This is a genomic window from Paenibacillus sp. J31R34 (assembly GCF_059383715.1).
Window position 1 is genome coordinate 31,118 of sequence record NZ_JBXENU010000016.1, and the last position, 20,300, is coordinate 51,417.

The following is a 20,300-nucleotide window of genomic DNA, read 5'->3' on the forward strand; positions in this document are numbered from 1 at the left end:
ATTCCCTTCTGGCCGCCGCCTTCAACAAAATAGCTGGCGAAACCTTGCTATAACATCTCATGTCATTACATACCCACGCGAAGCAGCCAATAAACCGATACAGCCAGCATAATTGCCGAACCCGCAACTAGCCCTTTGAGCCAGAAAGGGGTCGGAGCAGCTTGCTTGCGGCTCGTTCCATGCATCAGCACACGCCACGCCTCCGCGCCTTCAGCAGCATCTGCAAAACGACCCGCAAGAGCTTCTGCAAGCCAGCCTGCAATCGGCTTCAGAGAAGCATTGGTCGCAATCAGCTGTTCTAAATCATCGGTCGAACGATTTTGCGGGAGCAGCGTCAAGGTAAGCTGGTGCAGTCTCTTCGGTTCGTGCATTTGGATGCACAGCACCGCGAAAGAAAATAAGTCGTATTTCAAATCGGCAGCCCGGGAACCTGCGTTCCAGTAGCCACGATCATAAATTTCAGTGAACTGGCGAATGCTCTTTCCTACCGCCGTCACCCCGCCGTAATCCACCAGCTCGACATGCCCATAATCGGCAACCATCACATTTTCCATCTTCAAATCACAGAATACCCAGCCCTTGCTGTGAAGCTCCGCCAGTTTATTCAACAGATTAAGGCTGACCAGCGGGAACCATTCCTTGCCGTTTTGCAGCAAATACGCAGACAAGTTCACCCCGCGCACATACTTCATAATATAAAAAGGGTAATCGCGTCCATCGGAGCCCTGCAGATCATCCACATCATACAAAAATGCAGGCGCCTGACGCCTCCCCTGCTTCGCAAGCGTCTGAAGCACATTGATTTCCGATTGCAGGTCTACTGCGTCAGCGCCTACCTTAAGCGCAACCCACCCCTGGTCGGAATGGACCAAGTACACTTTGCCATTGGCGCCTTCCCCAAGCAGACGCTCGACCCGATACTTACGGCGCTTCCATTTTCCAGTCACCACAGTGCCACGGCGGAGACTGATTCTAAACGACGTAGTCACTCATCATCCCATCCGTTTCTTCTCTGCTCCTCCTACCATAATCCCCCTGACGATAAAAATCAATCACCTGCATCAGCGCAGGACCCGTTGGCGTCGTGCCGCTCATTTGCAATTTTGGAAAAATCGACTGCGCTCCTGTCAAATTATCCGTCCAGCCCAAATCCATTTTGCACTCTTCTCCATGCCTTCCGCCCGGAAAATGAAAGACAGCGATTTCGCTTTTCCCTTGCCTTGCTTGCAGGCTCAGCATCAAGTCGCGGATCGCCTCTTCTACCGCAATCAGCTTTGGCTTCATGCTAGCGCTGGCATCGATAAGCAGCGCCACCTGCAGACTGGAGCTTTCCCCCAGCTCATCCATCACCCTCACGACCTCGCTGCGCGTCTCCGGCGGCAAATCCTCAATCGCCCCGCTGCCAAGCACATGTTTAAGCTCCTTCTGTACAGCTAGCTGAATCGTCTGTACAACCGTCTTGCGCGTCATCATCTGGACAGTCTGCGCCAGCTGGCGCGTATGAACCATCCGGCTGATGCCCCCGCCAGCCCTTGCAATCTCCTCAATCTCCATGCTGCCGGACTCGCCTGCATCGCCGTGATCAAGCACCCCGACGACATTGACTGCAATACCCTCCGCCTTCGCATGAGCCGCTGCTACAATCGGGCTAAGCCCTACATTCGAACAACCATCGGTTATTAGCAAAATTTGTTTCATCCCTATCAATCTCCCTTCACAATCGTAAACGGCTTTGCCATCATCTGGCGGCAAAGCTTCCGTTTCGCGCTGAAATATAAGCCCGTTTATAAGTGTGAAACTTATAAATTCTTATATTTGCACAAACAGCCACAAACCAGCATGCCGACCCACTTAGAGTGACAAAGAGCTGATTCTATCAGTTTTGCCCATTTTAAGAGAGATAAACGGTTATACGCAGAAAAAACCAGCGTTTATTCATAGCCGCTTCCTTTGAAGCACGCTATGAATGAACGCTGGTTTGGTTAACCACCTCCAAGAGAACATTCTATTAAGCTACCGCTTAGCCGCTTCACCTCCAATTAGTATGTGAGCCAAGGTAAAACGGCTGTCGCCGTCCCTGGCGGCCCTCCTATATGCTAGCTTACCGTCCGCGGGCGCTCCATTCGCGTCATCCCCGGCCAGCGGAATGCCGCCCACTCTGGCAAATGCTTGTCCACACGCGCCACCAGCACGGTCATGTCATCGATAATCTCCCCCTTATGGTAACGCACAACGGTGTCCAGCAGCACATCGGCCATCTCCTGCGGGTCCTCCGTTTTCAGCTCATGAATCATTCGTTTCATCCACATCTCCTTATTGACCGCATGGCCTGGCGCATCATAAATGCCATCACTCATCATAATGAGTGCATCCCCGGGCTGAAGCTGCATCGAAATCATATCCACATCAATATCCTGTAAAATACCGATTGGCAAATTATTGGCCGTAACTGGAATCACTTCCTTGCCGCGCTTAATAAAGCTCGGCGTTGATCCTATCTTCATAAACATTGTTGAGGCGGTGTAAAGATCGATAATGGCGAGATCCACGGTTGCGAATACTTCATCTGACGAACGCAGCAGCAGGATGGAATTGACCGATTTGACCGCGAGCTTCTCGTCCATACCCGACTTGAGCAGCTGCTGCAAAATCGACAGCGCTGCGCTGCTTTCCTGGCGCGCCCTCTCTCCATTTCCCATGCCATCGCTAATTGCCACGGCAAATTTGCCGTTGCCAAGCTCCACCATGCTAAAGCTGTCGCCTGACAGCAGATCGCCCCCTTTTGCCGCACCAGCAACGCCCGTTTCAATTTCAAACACTTTGGCGGAGCCAAATACGACCCTTGTTGCTTCTCCATTTTTCTCTGGTTCCTCCTCAAGTTTAACTGCAATATGCTCACCTAAAATATCCGTAAGCAGCGGCGCAATAATTTTGCGACACTCATCATATCCCTTGCTAAAGGTATGGTACAGCTCAATATCAACATTGCCCTCCTCCAAATTAATCACTTCAATTTCTCGAATCGACAGACCCAGCCCCTCCAGCGCCTCCCTAATTTGCTCCTCCTGCAAATGCAGCGTTTGCCCCTCGCGGCGAATTTCCTTCGCCAAATCCTCCATGACCTGGGACACGCCGGTCAATTGCTCGGCCACCAGCTGACGAGAATCGAATATTTGCTTCTTCCAGTGCATATTATTTTGATAAAGCTCGTACTGCTGCTTCATGACAGACATCACCTGCGTCGACTTGGAGCAATGGGCGGTCCATGTTCGCGGCATATCCTTAGCTCCAGGAGCCCTTTCCTGCTCAACCGTCGTCATCATCTCCGTCATCACTTTATAGGTCTGATAAAATTTATCCCCCCAGCATGCATTTTGCCGATGGCAGCTTGCGCAGCTTCGTGCCGCCACCTCATTCATAAAATGAGTGATCTCATCTTCGCGATTCATCGCCACAGCGCCGCCGTTTAATTGCCCAAAGCTTCGCGAGAGCTGCCGGAACATCTCCGAATATTGCGTGACCCGCTCAGCCGTCACCTCACGCACCCGCTTCGCATATTCATGCTGTGACTTCGCATGCTCATTCGTTCCCGGCACATAGCGGGATATCGTTCGTATCATGACGCGCGGCGTCAAAATCAGCATAATAGCCGCTGTAACCGATTCCCAGGTGGATGCCATCACATCGCCTTGACCGCCTACATATACGGCTAGAATGGACGTTCCGAGCAGCATGCCGAAGGCTACAGCCATCTTCCCTCCATCCCGCAGCAGCCCCGCCAGCAAGCCCGCAAACGCCAGCAGACTCATCTGCACAATGGCGTTAAAGTCCGCAAGGCTGAGTATGAGTCCAGCAATGACCCCGACCGATGCTCCAAGCGGCGCGCCCCCAGCAAGCGCGAACAGCACCAGCATATAACGTGACATTATATGCTCCACCGACATGCCGTAGATCACCCAGCCAACCGCCCCTGTCATGACGGAAGCGAGCAATATCATCAGGCATATGATTTCCTCGCTGCGCAGCGCCGTTGTCTTCTTAGACATGGTCAGCACCGGAATGGCTTGGATGAACACGAGCGTGAGAACAAAGCCGAGAGCCGCTTCCACTACAACCAGCATGATACTGTACCAGGTCAGCGTGTCCAAGGTGAAGGCATGAAACAATTGGACGAGCAAGGTGGCGGTAAATACGAGCAGCGGAGCCGAAGCAAGCTCAGCCTTCTCGTAGGCTTCGAGCCCCTTGAACAGAAGAAATAATGCGGCAATTTCCATCGCAATCCAGACTGGGGAGGGTGTAACCGCGAAGAAGCTTCCCACCACCACTGACAGCCCAACCCAAGCAACCGCATCCTTTCGAAGAAAATAAATGACGGCAAAATAAGCGGCGGCAAACGGCATAAGCGACTCCAAAATGACGGCTCGTCCAAGCAAAAAACCAACAGCAACAAGCAGGAAGGTCCATTTTTTCGCCAGCACCAGCTGAATAAATCGCTGCGAGGCAACACGCTCCTTGACTTTACCGATTCGAGGCTGCAACCATCCTTCTTTCTTTCCTCTGGGAAATACGAGTACACTTTCCTTGTTCATCCGCAGACACCACCATTTCCGAATGTATTGTGTTTCCCATTATAGGAGGTCGTCCATAGGAAGTTTGTCAGTTTAACGTAGGCGGCCCAAAAGTTTTTTCCGACAAAATCAACTGCCCTCGCAGTCCTTGTCAAAAGCAAATTTTCGCTTGCCCTGTCTGGGCTCATGCCGCCCTCTTTGCAGACAGTGCCTCAAATAGCTTCAACAAAAACCGTCTATTGGCACTTCCATTTGTTGGCGAATATGCAGGTGAATGTGTCGGTATTGAAAGAGTAGGGTAGGAAAAAACTTCGAGGCGGCACATAAACGCAAAAAAAGCAGAACCATAAAGGCTCTGCTTTTGTCATTAAAATATAGCTCTTGCTTAAACCCGCTTGGCTCCGCGTCCACCGCGTTTGCCTTCGGTATTCTTCTTCAGGGAGGAAATGCGTTCTTCACTATCTTTCAGGAAGCGCGACACTTTATCCTCAAAAGTTGGTTTTCCGTAAGCTGGTCTCCCGGCCTGCTGCTTGAATGGACGCCCACCACCGCCGCCACCGTGTCCTCCACGGTCGCCACGATCCTGACCGCCACCACTGCCGCCACGATTAAAGCGTTCTCCGCCGCCACCACCACCAGGCCCGCCACTTGGACGAGTGCTTGGACGTGATTCGCGTGCAGGAGGCAGTTGGCCTTCTGGTCGATCAATTGCCTGTTTAATGGAAAGTCCAATTTTTCCGTCTTTGTCAACGTTAATCACTTTGACCTTGACCACGTCTTCGATCTTCAGGTGATCTTTCACGTCTTTGACGTAATTATCAGCAATTTCCGAGATGTGAACGAGACCTGTGACACCTCCAGACAAATCAACGAATGCCCCGAAATGCGTAATGCCTGTCACTTTGCCCTCTAACTTCGCGCCTACTTCAATTGCCATAAAATAAAATGTTCCTCCCTAAAAGTTTCGCTTAATGTACTATTAACGTGATTATAACCGAACGGAAGAAGGAAGGTCAACAGACGTTCACCCGTTTGTGCGTCTATTTAACCACCTGTATCTGTTGTTCGCCCTCTTTAACCATGCCTTGACCTTTGGTTGCAAGCTGCGCAATATATTCCGGATCGTTAAGCCGCTCAATTTCCTGTTGCAGCTGCTGCGCCTGATTTGTGGCATCTTCCTTCTGTTTCATTACAGCTGCAAGCCGCAGTTCGGTAGCGTTTTGCTGCTGGATTTGTCCAAAGAAGGTATAAGCCGCCCAGCCCATGAAGAGGACAATAAACATCATCCACATCTTGATCCGACGCTTGGAGCCTGGATTAACGGTTAACTTGTTTGCTGCTGCTGCTGTCGCCAATTGCTTGTACCCCCTTAAGAAATAGAACCAGATGCATCCATCACTCGATCTGCTCCATGCCATGAAAACTTAGAATAACTTCCGCCAAAGCGCAACTACGCGTGCAACCGCTGCCTTAAAGCGCTCTGTAAGCTTAAACTTATCGGCGTACTTCATAAATAGGCGGTTCAACGGTCGTATGATAGGACCTAATACCCACCATAGCAATAGCCATAATGGACGAGTCAATTTTAACATAATTTTTAGCACAAAAATAGTGAAAGCAGTCCCAAATCCCAGTGCTACAATACCTATTTTGTACAAAAGAAGAATCGGCTTAATAATGACAAATTCCACCGTTTTGACGATTCCTCTGATCAGTGCGCGGATAGCGCGAATAATGCCCTGCACCAGCTTGATGACCGGCTTGCTAAATAGAAAGTAATAGCTGCTCACACCTATTGCCAGCCCTAGAAAGACGTACGCCCGCACCTCGCCATTGTTGCTTGCGTACAGCACACGAAACACGATAATCGACGCTGCCAGCCAGTATATAATGTCCAGAACCGGCAGCCACCAACGTGGAAACCGCAGCTCATTCGACACCACACGATAGCCGTCAAAGGCGACTCCCATGCCGATTCCTGACAGAAGCATCATCGCGAGCGTGTACCACTGCATCGTCAGTGTCACTTAAATAATTTACCAAACAGGCTTTTGGATTTGCTCGGGGCATTGCCGTCCAGATAGGCGAGCGAATGAACGAGCCCCTCTATAGCGACAAAACCTTGCTCCAGGCTGAGATGCTTAATATGCAGATTCTGCCCTTTAATCGTCAGAAAGCCCAGATCCGTTTCCAGCAAAAACTCCTCGCTGTCAAAGCTCTCCACGTTTAATACCCCGGTAATTTCCAGCAGCTTTCGATTGAGCATCTTCACTTCCTGACGCTTCTGCCCTTTATTCTGATCCACCATTGACCCGTCCCTCCACTTCAAAAACGCAGCTTATGCTAAAGCTTATGGGAGTGGGACGAACTTTAGAACCTGTCCAGAAGGACAAACCTATGGAATCTATGAAAGGGCTCATGAAAATAAAGCGGCTACCGATATATACCCTATTCTATGATTTTGAAACAGCAGAATGCCTTGCACGGATACCTATTAGCTGAAAATGCCATTGCGCTCAGCGGGCGCTTTTTACCCGTTTCAACTGGGCCACAATAATAATGCTGATCACGACGAGCAGCAGCCACGAGCTGATTTTGCTCACATGGACGAGCGTCCATTGCTTTTCCTGATCCGGATAGGCCCATGCCCCGAAAAAGGTCATAATATTTTCCGCAATCCAAATAAAAAATCCGATTAGAACAAAAGCCAGCGTAAGCGGCATCTTATATACAGCTTCCCCAAGCGTGAAGTGGACACTAGAACGCCAGAATACGATAATCAGCCCCGCCATCAGCACCCATCTGAAATCCCACAAATAATGATGGGTAAAAAAGTTCAAGTAAATCGCTGCGCTGATCGTTACCGCATACGCCATTTTTGGCCAGCCGACCATCTCCAGATTGAACCTGCGCCAAGCCTGGCAGATATAGCTTGCTACGCTCGCATACATGAAGCCGCTGTAAAGCGGAACGTCGAATACCCTTGACCACCCTTCACCCGGATACGTCCAAGAGCCCATCTTCACCTTATATACCTCAAGGGCCAGACCGATAATGTGAAACAGGCAAATGACCTTCAGCTCATCCCACGTCTCCAGCTTTGTAGCTACCATAACAACCTGCATGACCAAGCAGATGAGCAGAATTAGGTCATACCTTGCAATGCCCGGTACCTGGACGTAATGTGTAAGAGCCATAGCCCCGAAGATCGTAACCGGAAATAGGCAATTCAGCGCCTGCAAATACCCAAACAGCAGCAGTTTTTTTAAAATATAGAAAAGTATATGATTCCGCCATCCTTTCTCTATATTTCTCGGACTGAAACGCCGCGCGCCGCCAGAGGACGGCGACAGCCGTTTCACCTTGGAAAATGAATCATTTCGCCTCTACTTCATCAGCCACGCCGCTCAAATGCAGCGCACAATTAAACTTCTCACAGGACCAGCTACCTGCCGCATTCGCATAAATCGTCGAGATGGACGTGTTTTGAAGCGGCTCGTTCTTATAAGCGTCGGGCACAAGCTCCTTCAAGCAGCGGCCGATGAGCGCTCCGTGGCTGACAATAAGTATATTTTGACCCGGATGGTTATCGGCAATCTCCCTCAGCACCTCGAAACCGCGGCCTATAACGGATTCATGGCTTTCACCCTGCCAATCCGCTTTGCGCCAGTCGGCTCCCCACTTCAGAATACGCTCCGCTTCCGTCATGCCTTCCAGAAGGCCGCCTCCCATTTCCCGCAGCCGCGCATCCTGCTTGACTGCCATGCCGCCTCCCAGGCGCGCCGCTACCGTCTCTGCTGTCACAAGCGCCCGCTGCAGATCACTGGAGTAAATATGATGCCATTCCTCCTTGCTCAGCCGCTCAGCCAAAATTGCCGCTTGCCGCTTGCCCTCCTCATTCAGCGGAATATCCGTAGAGCCCTGCGCTCTCCCCTCGACGTTCCATTGCGTAACCCCATGCCTGATCCAACCTATTTTCGTCATGCTTCAGTTTCCCTCCTTGATTTGCTCCATTCATGGTTATATACGTATATTTATAAAAAAAAGGTTGCTCCCGCACGTTGGTATCATGCGCAAGCAACCCTTTATCTTTATTGCCATTCAAGATCATTGTCACGCGGACGCTGTTCTTCCTTCAGCACCGTGTAGAGCTCACCGGCTTCATCCTTGCGGGTCGTTTCGGCAATTCGCTCAATTCGAACGGTTACTGTCTTCTGCCCGTATTGGATAGCAAGCTCATCCCCAACCTTTACGGCGCTGCTCGCTTTCGCTTCGCGGCCGTTGATCCAGACGCGCCCCTGCTCGGACACATCTTTGGCGACTGTGCGCCGCTTGATCAGGCGGGATACTTTGAGAAACTTATCCAGACGCATGAATTATTGGATAGCTTCTTTCAGCTTGTTGCCTGCTTTGAATGCAGGAACTTTCGATTCTGGAATGTTAATCTCTTTGCCTGTTTGTGGGTTGCGGCCAACACGGCTTGAGCGTGTGCGCGTTTCGAAAGTACCGAAGCCGATCAATTGTACTTTGTCTCCACCAGCAAGAGCATCTGTTACTTCACCAAGAAAGCCGTTAAGAACAGCCTCTACATCGCGTTTAGTCAAACCGCTTTTTGTTGCAATGTTGTTAATCAAATCTGTTTTGTTCATTCTAAAATCCTCCTAATGATAAGCTTAGCTAATGGTATAGCCGCTCAGCGCGGCCTACGTTCGTGAAAGTTTGAAACTGTTACACTTACGAAGTTAACTTATTCTGCTTGCCGACATGAATTCCTGCCGCTGACCGCAAATTTTTTTCACGAAAAGTGCGGAATCTTTGCTGCTCTTAGCGAACCGCGTCCCTTACTGTCGCTTTGCTTCTTCCCACCAGCGGTCCATTTCTGTTAAATCAGTCTGGTCAAATGTTTTGTTGTTTATACGAAGCTGCTCTTCAATATAAGCAAAACGCGACTTGAACTTCCGGTTCGTCATCGTCAGCGCTTCCTCTGGATCGGCATGAATGAATCTCGCTGCATTGACGACGGCAAAAAGCAAATCGCCTAGCTCGCCCGCCTGTTCCAACTCATCCTTCGAGGCAATAGCTTCGCGAAGCTCGGAGAGCTCCTCTTGGATTTTATCCAGCACAGGCCCCAGGTCATCCCAGTCAAACCCTACCTTCGCTGCCTTCTTCTGAAGCGTGTATGCCTTCATCAGTGCTGGAAGGTCTGGCGGAATGCCATCCAGCTGAGATTGGCGGCTGGCAGCTGTGCCATTGCGCTCCTTCTCCTCAGCCTTCATTTGCTCCCAGTTGCCAAGCGCTTCATCAGCATCCGTGGCACTGCTGGCGCCAAATACATGCGGATGACGGAACAACAGCTTCTCGTTCAGCGTCTCAATGACATCATAGACGGTGAACGCACCAGTCTCCTCCTCCATCTGACTATGCAGCATCACCTGCAAAATCACATCGCCAAACTCCTCGCGCATGCCATCCGGATCATCATTATCAATCGCTTCAAGCGCCTCGTACAGCTCTTCGATAAAGTTTTTGCGGATAGATGAGTGCGTCTGCTCCCGATCCCACGGACAGCCCTCGGGGCTGCGCAAAATCGCCACAATCTCGTGCAAGCGGTCAAAAGATCGGTTCAGCACGGCATCCTCCGTCGTACGCGGCACGAACAGCAATGAAAGATTGCCAAAGCCAGGTGTGCGATCCAGCTCATAGAGGGGCACCCGAATAATCTGCTCCTCGCCAGCAACGCCGAGCGCATGGCCAATGACAACCTCGAAATCATCAGGATAACGCTCCATCAGAGCCAGCTTTACGTCTGATGCGGTAAACGCATCGTAAATTTGCCCAATAATCGTATGTACGCGCGGTTGAAGCATGGCAGGCTGAAGCTCTGCGGCATCCAGCAGCGCAAAACCCTCGATCGGATCGATGCCAAGCCGAATAAACGCTTGATCCAAGAAGCTCTCTCCACCGATAATGTCAAGCTGCACGCCCGCATCCGTACAGCGCTCGCGGAGCAGCTGAACTGTACGTTCTGCGACCATCGGATGCCCCGGAACGGCGTACACAACCTCTCCTTGCGACGATTGCGCCTCTAACAGCAGCGCGGCCGCTATCGCCTCATACACCTCTGGGAACGTATCATGCTGTTCGTACACCGAATCAAACGAGGTATAGGCAAGCTGATGCTCCTTAAGCAGCGTTATCGCCGGGTGCTGCTCCGTCCTGACATAGACGCGGGCCGCCTGCTGGAGCCTGCGCCATACGCCAAGCGTCATTTGATCGGCGTCGCCAGAACCAAGACCGACAACCGTAATTTGTGGTTCACTCATTTTTCTCCCTCTCTCCTACAATTAGCTTCTCCCATTAGTATACTAAAGAAGGCGCCGCAACTACAAAAAAGCCGACAAGCAAACACCTCCATTCCCTTAATTGGAAATATGAGGTACAATTTACTTAGAGAGGACTAAATCTCTAATTTTTCATTTGATTAACAGCCTCTACAACCTGAAAGGTGGAGAGTTTATTTGAAAAAATCCTTAGTATTAATAACGGCTTCAGCAATGATTTTAGCTTCTATCCCAAATGTAGTGGCAGCAAAAGAGATCACAAAACCAGCCGTAATTACTATTGCTTCTGAGAGGTCATCAAGTACTGCCCTGATCAAAAACGGAAATTTTTTTATAACTTTGGATCAAGAAACAAAGAATTTTCTCCAGATCATGACAACAAGTGGTGTTCTAAATGAAATATCATCGGGCCTAGATGGAAAAATGATCTTGTTGAATGATGACGAGAGCTACTTAAAACTAACATATGGATTAAATAATGAGTTCATCTTACTACTTAAAGAAATAGTCAAAGATGCAAATAACAAAGGTGTTCTCCTGAGGGGGCAAGATCAGTCCAATACCAGACTTTCCTCATCCCAATCGCCATCCATTTATAACCCTATTCAAAATGTGGTTTCGCCACAAGTATTTCTACAGGACTCTAAAATATACTTTACACAAGCAGATATTGATTTATATCTTTTTGTAGCAGCAGGGATCGGACCAGAAGCTTTAGCCGCAGCATTATCCGCTCTCGCTTTTTTATTCGGAGGGCCAGTTGGGTCTTTCATTACTTTAGCTTTAACAATCATCGGAATCGGTACACTGACTAATCTATGTTATTTAATTATCCAAGCCAAAATTAATAAAAGAAATGGCGTTTATATAGGCTTAAACTGGGATGGAATATTTCCAAATTATTCCCAAGGAACTTGGTAGTTGAATGAAACGAACATATTATAATTTAAGTGCCAACGAACAAAAATTGCTTAAATTCTCCGGTATTGCCTCATCACTGCTTTATGGCTCCTTATTCGGCTACTCGCTTAATAAAGACATTTTTTTTATTTGGCTCATAATGATGCTGTGCGGCGGAATCGCTCTTTTACATGTGAAAAAGTGGATTAGGACGGAGCTTCGAGCAAAAGTTATGACCCAAATCATCCTGTTTACCGTCCTGTTGGATGTTTGGATCGTTTCTGACTTCATTCCTGTGCCAATGCTGATTAAACAACTCGTTTTTTTAATTGCTTTTTGTATATTGGGTTACAAATATTTCAAGCTGCTTTATGCAGGCGAGCTCGCCGTTCAAGATGATGACGCTTTTTAAATATCAGAATAAAATGACTCATATATGCTCTGACATCCAGTCCCCAGCAGCACAAACACGCAAAAGCCCGGTGCTTAAACAGCTAACCTGCTGTGTGCACCGGGCTTTTGCGTTTGAAGGGAGTTCCTGTTTTACTGCTCCATTTGCTTCGCTAAAAAGCCAGCAGCAGTCTCCGCCATTTTTTGCTCCATAATCGACATTTTCACAGTTTCATCCTTGCTAAGCAGCACAACGGTACCAATCGGGTCTCCACCTGCAATAATCGGTGCTATAACGAAGGCTGAGAAAGTGTCACTTATATCTTTAATCATCTCATAAGCCCCAGGAGTCGTTTCAGCTACAGCTTTGCGGTTCTCCATGCAGCTTTCCAGTATCGGCCCAACCTGCTTGTCCAGCAGATCCTTCTTGGAGGCGCCGGCTACCGCAATAATCGTATCCCGGTCAGAGATGAGCGCCACATGATTCGTGCTCTCAAACAACGATTCTGCGTATTCTTTGGCAAAATCCCCGAGTTCGCCAATAGGAGAGTACTTCTTAAGAATAACCTCCCCGTCGCGATCCACAAATATTTCAAGCGGGTCACCTTCCCGAATGCGTAGTGTCCGGCGAATTTCCTTCGGAATAACTACACGCCCAAGATCATCAATGCGGCGTACAATTCCAGTTGCTTTCATTTCATGTTGCCCCACTTTCCTAGAGGATTTTAAGTCTACTGGGTACGAACTGCCTGTCTAATAGCGTAAACGGCTCTCGCCGTCATTTATCGGCAAAGGCTCGTTTTGCGCTGAAATATAAGCGGGTTATAAGCAGGAACTTATAAAGTCTTATATTTTAAAAAACACGGCTAACAGGGGAAATCCTCGAATGCTGAAGCAGTCGTTTTCCGATGCATGACGAAGGCCGGCACTCGAAGGACCGTTCTTTACTTGATCAAACCGGGCAATGCGTTTGCTGTGAATCTGACCATAGTATTCATCCGCTCCCAATTTCTTATGCACGAACCTTGAACAGCAACCCTTTAAACTATTTTACCCTTTACATCCCCTTCATTAACACCGCCTTTCAGCACTCCTGAAAGGCGGCGGGCAGCTCGTTCCCAGACTAATTTCCTAGTTCCAGCGGGTGAATATCCATGAAATTTTTAAATATTTGTCGCCCTATCCAGCTCTTGGGTTGGGTAGCGTCTGCAAAAAAATATTTGACTACAAGAGGTTAAACCTGCCTCTCTTGCTCTCCTCGGGCCTCCGATTGTTGTCCTTCTTCTCCCCGAAAATCAAAACATCCTGTCGCTCCATTAAGAGCGGCAGGATGCCTGAATAACATGACGGTAGCAAGCAAAGCCATAGCCGCAAGCAATTTGGGACGAGCCTTGAGAACCTCGGCAGTAGGGAAATTCCGCTGATCTTTCTGATCCTCTTCCAGCACAGCCCTAGTCAGTTTCTCCATCATTAACTCCTCCTTTAAAAATAAATCAATCATGCTTCAGCAGTTCGGCAAGCTCCCGCTTTAAAGCTAAAAACGCTTTGTGCTCACGCACCTCCGGCGAGCGCTCTGCAGGCAAATTCACTTCAAATTGCTTTAAAATCCGCCCTGGGCCAGCCCCCATTACGACAATGCGCTGCGACAGAAAGATCGCTTCATCAATATCGTGCGTAATGAAAAGCACGGTGGTTTTCTCCTTTTGCCACACATCCAGCAGCATCTCCTGCATCTCCAGCTTTGTCTGGGCATCTAAGGCGCCAAATGGCTCATCCATCAGCAGTACCTTTGGACGATTGGCAAGCGCTCTGGCAATGGCAACCCGCTGCTTCATGCCCCCAGAAAGCTGCTTTGGATAAGACTTGTCGAATCGCTCAAGACGAATGATTTTGAGCCAATAATTGGAGATGGCACGGCGAGCAAGCGTTGGTATCCCTTGCAGCTTGAGACCATATTCAATATTTTCACGCACCGTCAGCCACGGAAACAGCGTATAGCCCTGAAATACCATGCCTCGCTCAGCGCCCGGGCCGACGATTTCTTCTCCATCCAAGGCAAGCATGCCGCTCGAAGGCTCATCAAGCCCGGCGACCATGCGAAGCAGCGTAGATTTGCCGCAGCCGGACGGGCCAAGTATCGTTAAAAATTCATTGGAGCCAATGGTGAGCTGAATATCGCGCAGCGCTTCAAAGCTGCTTTTTTTCGTCTCGTATACCTTATGCAAATCGCGAATTTCAATCGTTCCGCTGCCAGCTGCCGGAGCGGCAGCTTTCGCTTTTTGCGCCAGTGCCTTCTCCTGCGGCTGCTTCTTTGCTGTTACCGTCGCTGTATTCAACTATGATCGCCTCCAAAAGCGTTCAATTTGCGCCGCCTGCTCCGCTTACATTTCAGTAAGCGTACTGGCAGCGGATTTGGCTAAGCCGCCGTCCCTTTTGTCAGATAATCTAACAATTTTAATTAGGATACCGTAATTTTTTATGGTTTGTCAATTTATATGTTAGGTTTATTTACATTAGACTCATTACTCTCCGATATTCCCTCCAGCCGCCATACTCGGAAATTCGCTCCGCCCGCTCAAGAGCATAACCTTCACAGATGAAGCCTGGCACCTCTTCCCCACCTTCCAGCTCCACTTTTCCTATCCCCAGAGGTGCCGGTATAAGGGCAGCAAATGCGCCGAAACGTGAAAGCGGCATGCGCCAAAGCTCCAGCGCGACCGATGCACCGCTCTGCTCCAGCTTGATCATGCCAGGTTTTACAGGCGTTGTATCGAGCTTGATCAGCTCGTACTTAGCCGCCGTGTTCGCTTCCCTGACAAAGCTCGCTTCGAAGGCGAGCATTTGCTGCTCTAAAGCAAATCCGCGCATATGGAGACCACACACAGCGACGAGCGTCGTCTGATCGGAGTCGGTTGATTCGAATGCTTCAGATGACACCTTTGCAATAGCGCTATTCAGACTGCATTTCGCTCGTTCCGACGACCCAGACTCCATTGCCTGGTCGGCATACAATCTTCCCAAGCCTTCAAGCAAATGCTCTTGATCTGCTAAAGCGAACAGCGTTATGCCAAAAGGAAGCCTTTCCGCCGCCTCCCCCGAAGGAAGGGCAAGCGCGCTCAAATCAAGCAAATTGCAATGGTTCGTATAAGCTCCCATTGCCGTATTCGTCTGTATTGGCTGCTCGCGAACCTGCTCCCGCGTCCAAGTTCCGCCACAGGTCGGCATTACCAGCACCGCATCGCCGAGCAGGGCTTTCGCCGCCAGCTTGAAAGCCTGCAAGCGATGCATGGAGGCAAATACGGAAGCTGCCGTGTGGCGCTCTGCCGCTCCTGAACGAAGTACCTGCTCCGTTGCAGGCACTAAAGCCCCAAGGTGGCTTTCGATAAATTCGCTCAGATCAGCCCAGCGCTCCGCTACCCAAGGACCTTCATACAACTCAGCTGCCGCTTCTGCAAACAAGCTGCAATCCACATATTCAATGGAGATCCCAAGCGCTTGCAATCGCTGGATTGAGCCCCCCCATGCCCGGGCATATTCGTCGGCGAATGGCCCGTAAAAGGCTGGACGTTCCTGAGGCAAATACAGCTTGGACGGCAGATCACTGGTAGAGCGTACAACCTCCCTTGACCATGGATCGGCAGAATCCAGGCCGCGAGCGGAGCTGTCCACGGCGAGCGCATCATCTATACTGTGGGCGAATACCGTCACACAGTCCAGACTGGCGCAGGCAGGCACGACGCCCTTGGTCGGCCACGCGCCAAGGGTCGGCTTATAGCCGACAAGCCCGTTCAGCGCGGCCGGTACACGGCCGGAGCCAGCGGTGTCTGTGCCAAGCGAGAATACCGCTTGGCCGCGGGCAACAGCGACAGCCGAGCCGGAGCTCGAGCCGCCGCTGATCAGCTCGGGGCGCAAAGCATTATGCGCCTCGCCGTAAGGGCTTCTCATGCCGACCAAGCCGGTGGCAAATTGGTCGAGATTGGTTTTGCCTAGCGGGATAGCCCCCGCCTGAACTAAACGCTCCACTACAGTGGCGTTCTCGCCTGGCGTATAGGTAAATTCCGCACAAGCTGCCGTTGTCGGAAAGCCCGCAACGTCGATATTGTCCTTGACTGCGAAAGGGATGCCCCAGAGCGGCGTTTGTGCCGGATCAAGCAGCGCGAGCCGCTCCAGATAAGGGCGCAGCTGCATAAGCGAAGGCGGCGTAATCCAGATATTCATAGCCGCATCTCGCTCGGAACGGCTGATGATTTCCTCAATAACCGCCTCAGGCGCAAGCTGCTTGGCGGTATATTTTTCACGCAGCCATTGCATCGTGAGCACTTCAGGAAAAGTAACACCCGTCATACGAGCGACACCTCTTTCTTGATTTGCATAATGCCAGCAACAAGCTGGCCGGTATGAACCTCATCACCAGGCTTGACATAGATCGAGGCAACAACCCCATCACAGGATGCCTGCTGGGAAAACTCCATTTTCATGCTTTCCACAATGATAAGCGTATCACCCTTTTTCACTCGAACGCCCGGCTGTACAAGCACCTTCCACACACTTCCCGGCATATTGCAGCGAATGGCCTCCGCCCCTGCAGGCAGCTCCTCTTCTTCGCTTTGAGCCGCGCCATCCTGCTCGGAGACATACTCCGCAAGGCCGAGCGCCTTCCAGCTCTCGCGCTCGGCCTTGAACGCCGCCTGCTGGGTAGCACGGAACGACTCCGCATCTTGTTCAATAGAAGCGAGAAACGCCAAATAGTCTTTCAGCTCGAAGGTTGTCTCCGTAATTTCGACATCAAAGCGCCCGCGCGGGAAGTCTTCACGCATCTTCAACAACTCATCCGCAGCAACCGGATAAAACTGAATTTGGTCAAAAAACCGCAGCAGCCACGGCTTGCCCGCCGTAAAGCTCTTCGTCGTTCGCAGCTTGTTCCACATTTGAATCGTGCGCCCAACAAATTGATAGCCGCCCGGCCCTTCCATGCCATAGACACACATGTAAGCTCCGCCAATTCCGACGGCATTTTCAGGCGTCCACGTCCGCGCCGGATTATATTTAGTCGTCACCAGACGATGCCGCGGATCAATTGGCGTCGCAACAGGAGCGCCCAAGTACACATCGCCCAAACCTAGCACAAGATAACTGGCATCAAAAACGATTCGCTGCACATCCTGCCTACCATCCAAACCATTGATGCGGCGAATGAACTCTATGTTGCTTGGGCACCAAGGAGCATCCGGACGCACCGTTTGCTGATAGCGGTCTATCGCCAGCTGCGTGGACGGATCATCCCACGAAAGCGGGAGCCGGACAATTCGCGACGGAACTTCAATGGTTTCAAGCGGCGGCAGCGCGCTATCCAGCTCCAGCAAGCGGCGGCAAGCATCGTAGGCCGTGATGCGAGTGCGATCGATATGCACCTGCAGCGAGCGAATACCCGGCGTCAGATCGAGCACCGGAAGCGAAGCATCCGCCCGAATCGCCTCCATTAGCACATGTACCTGAAAACGGAGCAAAATGTCCAGCTTCAGCTCGCCGTATTCCACGAGCAAATTTTCATCCCCACTGCACCGAATGGAGATAGGAAACCTCCGCCCCGCCTCCTCGCTAACGAGCAGCGGGTAGGACGGGGAAAGCAACTGTTTCCTAGGCTCAGGAAGCATCAGCTCTTGCAGAGAAGCCATGTCGCCTTCACCCAGCGCCCGCAAATTAGCTTCCTGCGCATCGCGCATCGCATCAGCCTCTTCAAGCGTCAATAGCTGAAAATAAACCTTGTCGCCAGGATGCAGCTGCCCCAGCTTCCAAAACTCAGCGGAAGCCGTCGTGACCGGGCATACGAAACCACCCAGGCTCGGGCCATCGGGCCCCAGCAGAATCGGCATATCGCCCGTCAAATCAAGCGTTCCCACAGCATAGGCATTGTCGTGAATATTCGAAGGATGCAGCCCCGCTTCTCCGCCATCCTCTCTAGTCCAAAGCGGCGCAGGGCCAATTAAACGCACTCCTGTACGGGAGCTATTAAAGTGAACCTCCCACTGCGTATCGGTTAACTGCTTTAAATACTCCGGCCGCAAAAATTCCTCTGTACAATGCGGTCCCGGTATGACACCAATCGTCCATTGTCTCCCAATAGCCGGACGGTAAGCAGGAGCAAGCCCTTCTGCTAACGTCGAGGATACATGGTCTCGAGGCAGTTCCGAGCGTTGTTCAGAAAGCTGCTCAGATTGCTGTTCAGATTGTTGTTTCGGCAATCGTTCAGAGACCGCCATTTCATGAGATAGCGTACTGCCATCACCGTGAACTCTCAGCACATCACCAGCTCGCAGCGCCCGGCCGCCATGACCGCCAAAGCCGCCCAGCGTAAACGTTGCGGCACTGCCCAGAATGAGCGGCATATCAAGCCCGCCTGCAATCTGCAAATACGTCCGCAGCCCAGCGGCTGCCTCATCGAAGCTGAGCACTTGCCCTGCCTTCGCCAGTAAAGGCGCATACAGCGGCACAAGCTTGCCATCCAGCTTCGCCTGCATGTCAGCACCCGTCAGGCAAAATCGCATCGCACCGCGGAAGCGATAAGAACCGCCGCGCAGCGTCAGCTCAAGGCCCGCCGCCTGATCCGAATTGCCGAGCAGCTTGTTGCCTAGGCGGAACGAGTAAGGGTCCATCGGACCACATGGCGGCACACCCACGTCCCAATGTCCGACTCTTCCAGGCCAATCCTGCACCGTCGTCTGCACGCCGCCGTCCAGCACCTCGACGGCTTGCTCAACTGGCGCAAAATCCTCCAGCATCCGCGTATAAACAAGCCCCTCCTTGCAAGCTGCATCCGCAAGCAGCGCCTGCACGTACTGTAAATTCGTCGTCAGGCCGTACATCCGCGTCTGCGCCAGCGCCTCGCCCAGCTTCCGCAGAGCATCCTCGCGATCCGCGCCATGCACGATGATTTTTGCCAGCATCGGGTCATACAGCGTCGTAATGGTCATGCCGTCTCTCACCCATGTTTCATTGCGAGCCTGCTCTGAAAATCTCGCTTGATCCAGCTGCCCCGCACTTGGACGGAAGCCCTGCAAGCAATCCTCCGCATAGATGCGAGCCTGAATGCTATGTCCCTGCGGCTCCCCTACTAATGATTTCAGCTCGCGCAGTTCCCCCGCCGCTTCCCGCACCATCCATTCCACCAGATCGAGCCCAAGCACCTCTTCCGTCACGCCATGCTCCACCTGAAGCCGCGTGTTCACTTCCAGAAAATAAAACGCAGCCGTTTCGGGGTCATATAAATATTCCACCGTTCCCGCACTGCGGTAGCCCACCTCGGCCGCAAGCCTCGTTGCCGATTCCATCATGGCCGCGCGGACGCTGTCCGGCAAATGGGGAGCCGGACTTTCCTCCAGCACCTTCTGATTGCGCCGCTGCACGGAGCAATCCCGTTCACCAAGCGCAACAATCTCACCGTAGCTGTTGCCGAAAATTTGCACCTCGACATGGCGTGCCTTGGCGATGTATTTTTCCAAAAACATCCCGCCGTTCTTGAAATTCGTCTCTGCCAGATGACGAACACCCTCATAGGCAGCAAGCAGCGCCTGCTCATCGTCACATACCCGCATGCCGATACCGCCGCCGCCTGCCGTGCTTTTCAGAATAACCGGATATCCGATTTGCCGTGCATGCAGCACCGCTTCCTCCACACTGTCAATCAGGTCGGTTCCCGGCAGCATTGGCACGCCAGCCTTCTGCGCCAGCTCTCTGGCGGAATGCTTAAGCCCAAACTGCTCCATTTGCTCCGGGGTCGGGCCGATGAATACGATACCACGCTCAGCACAGGCACGGGCAAAGTCTGCATTTTCGCTCAAAAATCCATAGCCCGGGTGTATCGCCTCCGCACCTGTTGCTATCGCCGTCTGAAGAATGAGCTCCGCATTCAAGTAGCTTTCTTTGGCAGGCCCATCCCCGATCCACACCGCCTCATCGGCGTCATCAACATGCCTGCTGTCTTGATCCGCCTGCGTATAGACAGCGACAGATTGAACACCTAGCTTGCGCAGCGTGCGCTCAATTCTCACGGCAATTGCGCCGCGATTTGCGATCAGTACCTTTGTAAACATAGCGACCTCTC

Annotated in this window: 19 protein-coding genes; 2 read left to right on the plus strand and 17 right to left on the minus strand. The window is 51.4% G+C overall.

All coding sequences use genetic code 11. From position 1 onward, the window contains the following. Window positions 1-65: 65 nt before the first annotated feature. The 12 genes from AC50YG_RS29350 to yabN form a co-directional block, all read right to left on the minus strand. Window positions 66-989 carry a protein kinase domain-containing protein gene (locus AC50YG_RS29350; RefSeq protein ID WP_473755446.1) on the minus strand — a complete coding sequence of 308 codons (924 nt, stop codon included), beginning with the start codon at window positions 987-989 and terminating at the stop codon, window positions 66-68. Beyond that, window positions 973-1,698, minus strand: coding sequence for a vWA domain-containing protein (locus tag AC50YG_RS29355; RefSeq protein WP_046234430.1), 726 nt, complete (start codon window positions 1,696-1,698; stop codon window positions 973-975). The genes AC50YG_RS29350 and AC50YG_RS29355 overlap by 17 nt, the downstream gene beginning before the upstream one ends. A gap of 398 nt (window positions 1,699-2,096) precedes the next feature. Further along, window positions 2,097-4,589: a stage II sporulation protein E gene (gene spoIIE, locus AC50YG_RS29360; protein WP_473755444.1), complete on the minus strand. Its 2,493-nt coding sequence runs from the start codon at window positions 4,587-4,589 to the stop codon at window positions 2,097-2,099. A 364-nt stretch (window positions 4,590-4,953) separates the two neighbouring features. Next, on the minus strand, window positions 4,954-5,505 hold the full coding sequence (locus AC50YG_RS29365; RefSeq protein WP_099517810.1) for a S1 domain-containing RNA-binding protein: 552 nt from the start codon (window positions 5,503-5,505) through the stop codon (window positions 4,954-4,956). Between the two features lie 103 nt (window positions 5,506-5,608). Further along, window positions 5,609-5,923 (minus strand): FtsB family cell division protein, encoded by a 315-nt coding sequence (locus AC50YG_RS29370; RefSeq protein ID WP_473755443.1) that lies wholly within the window; start codon window positions 5,921-5,923, stop codon window positions 5,609-5,611. A gap of 69 nt (window positions 5,924-5,992) precedes the next feature. Then, window positions 5,993-6,595: a spore cortex biosynthesis protein YabQ gene (yabQ, locus tag AC50YG_RS29375; RefSeq protein ID WP_473755442.1), complete on the minus strand. Its 603-nt coding sequence runs from the start codon at window positions 6,593-6,595 to the stop codon at window positions 5,993-5,995. Further along, a complete protein-coding gene (gene yabP, locus AC50YG_RS29380; protein WP_046234426.1) occupies window positions 6,592-6,876 on the minus strand; it encodes a sporulation protein YabP in 285 nt (94 codons plus the stop codon). The genes yabQ and yabP overlap by 4 nt, the downstream gene beginning before the upstream one ends. A gap of 208 nt (window positions 6,877-7,084) precedes the next feature. After that, window positions 7,085-7,852 carry a DUF817 domain-containing protein gene (locus AC50YG_RS29385; protein ID WP_494832293.1) on the minus strand — a complete coding sequence of 256 codons (768 nt, stop codon included), beginning with the start codon at window positions 7,850-7,852 and terminating at the stop codon, window positions 7,085-7,087. Between the two features lie 91 nt (window positions 7,853-7,943). Next, window positions 7,944-8,552 (minus strand): histidine phosphatase family protein, encoded by a 609-nt coding sequence (locus tag AC50YG_RS29390; protein ID WP_494832201.1) that lies wholly within the window; start codon window positions 8,550-8,552, stop codon window positions 7,944-7,946. Between the two features lie 107 nt (window positions 8,553-8,659). Next, entirely contained in the window at window positions 8,660-8,941 is a 282-nt protein-coding gene (locus AC50YG_RS29395; protein ID WP_046234424.1) for an RNA-binding S4 domain-containing protein, read from the minus strand. 3 nt (window positions 8,942-8,944) lie between these two features. Further along, entirely contained in the window at window positions 8,945-9,217 is a 273-nt protein-coding gene (locus tag AC50YG_RS29400; protein WP_046234423.1) for an HU family DNA-binding protein, read from the minus strand. A 192-nt stretch (window positions 9,218-9,409) separates the two neighbouring features. Beyond that, the gene (gene yabN, locus AC50YG_RS29405) at window positions 9,410-10,891 is read right to left on the minus strand and encodes a bifunctional methyltransferase/pyrophosphohydrolase YabN (RefSeq protein ID WP_494832204.1); all 1,482 of its coding nucleotides are present in this window, start codon (window positions 10,889-10,891) and stop codon (window positions 9,410-9,412) included. Window positions 10,892-11,086: 195 nt separating this feature from the next. On the opposite strand from yabN, the gene AC50YG_RS29410 reads away from it, so the two are divergent. Further along, window positions 11,087-11,830 (plus strand): hypothetical protein, encoded by a 744-nt coding sequence (locus AC50YG_RS29410; protein ID WP_494832205.1) that lies wholly within the window; start codon window positions 11,087-11,089, stop codon window positions 11,828-11,830. A gap of 4 nt (window positions 11,831-11,834) precedes the next feature. Next, entirely contained in the window at window positions 11,835-12,221 is a 387-nt protein-coding gene (locus tag AC50YG_RS29415; RefSeq protein WP_494832207.1) for a hypothetical protein, read from the plus strand. Window positions 12,222-12,352: 131 nt separating this feature from the next. Here the strand turns inward: AC50YG_RS29415 and spoVT are convergent, their stop codons facing one another. From spoVT to uca, 5 genes are all read right to left on the minus strand, one after another. Continuing rightward, the gene (gene spoVT, locus AC50YG_RS29420) at window positions 12,353-12,895 is read right to left on the minus strand and encodes a stage V sporulation protein T (RefSeq protein ID WP_341280342.1); all 543 of its coding nucleotides are present in this window, start codon (window positions 12,893-12,895) and stop codon (window positions 12,353-12,355) included. A 538-nt stretch (window positions 12,896-13,433) separates the two neighbouring features. Then, complete coding sequence (locus AC50YG_RS29425; protein WP_494832209.1) at window positions 13,434-13,667, minus strand: hypothetical protein; 234 nt, start codon at window positions 13,665-13,667, stop codon at window positions 13,434-13,436. 25 nt (window positions 13,668-13,692) lie between these two features. After that, on the minus strand, window positions 13,693-14,487 hold the full coding sequence (locus AC50YG_RS29430; protein ID WP_494832295.1) for an ABC transporter ATP-binding protein: 795 nt from the start codon (window positions 14,485-14,487) through the stop codon (window positions 13,693-13,695). A gap of 220 nt (window positions 14,488-14,707) precedes the next feature. Next, window positions 14,708-16,543, minus strand: a complete 1,836-nt coding sequence (atzF, locus tag AC50YG_RS29435; protein WP_494832211.1) for an allophanate hydrolase — start codon at window positions 16,541-16,543, stop codon at window positions 14,708-14,710. Then, window positions 16,540-20,289, minus strand: coding sequence for an urea carboxylase (gene uca / locus AC50YG_RS29440; RefSeq protein WP_494832213.1), 3,750 nt, complete (start codon window positions 20,287-20,289; stop codon window positions 16,540-16,542). The genes atzF and uca overlap by 4 nt, the downstream gene beginning before the upstream one ends. Window positions 20,290-20,300 lie beyond the last annotated feature (11 nt).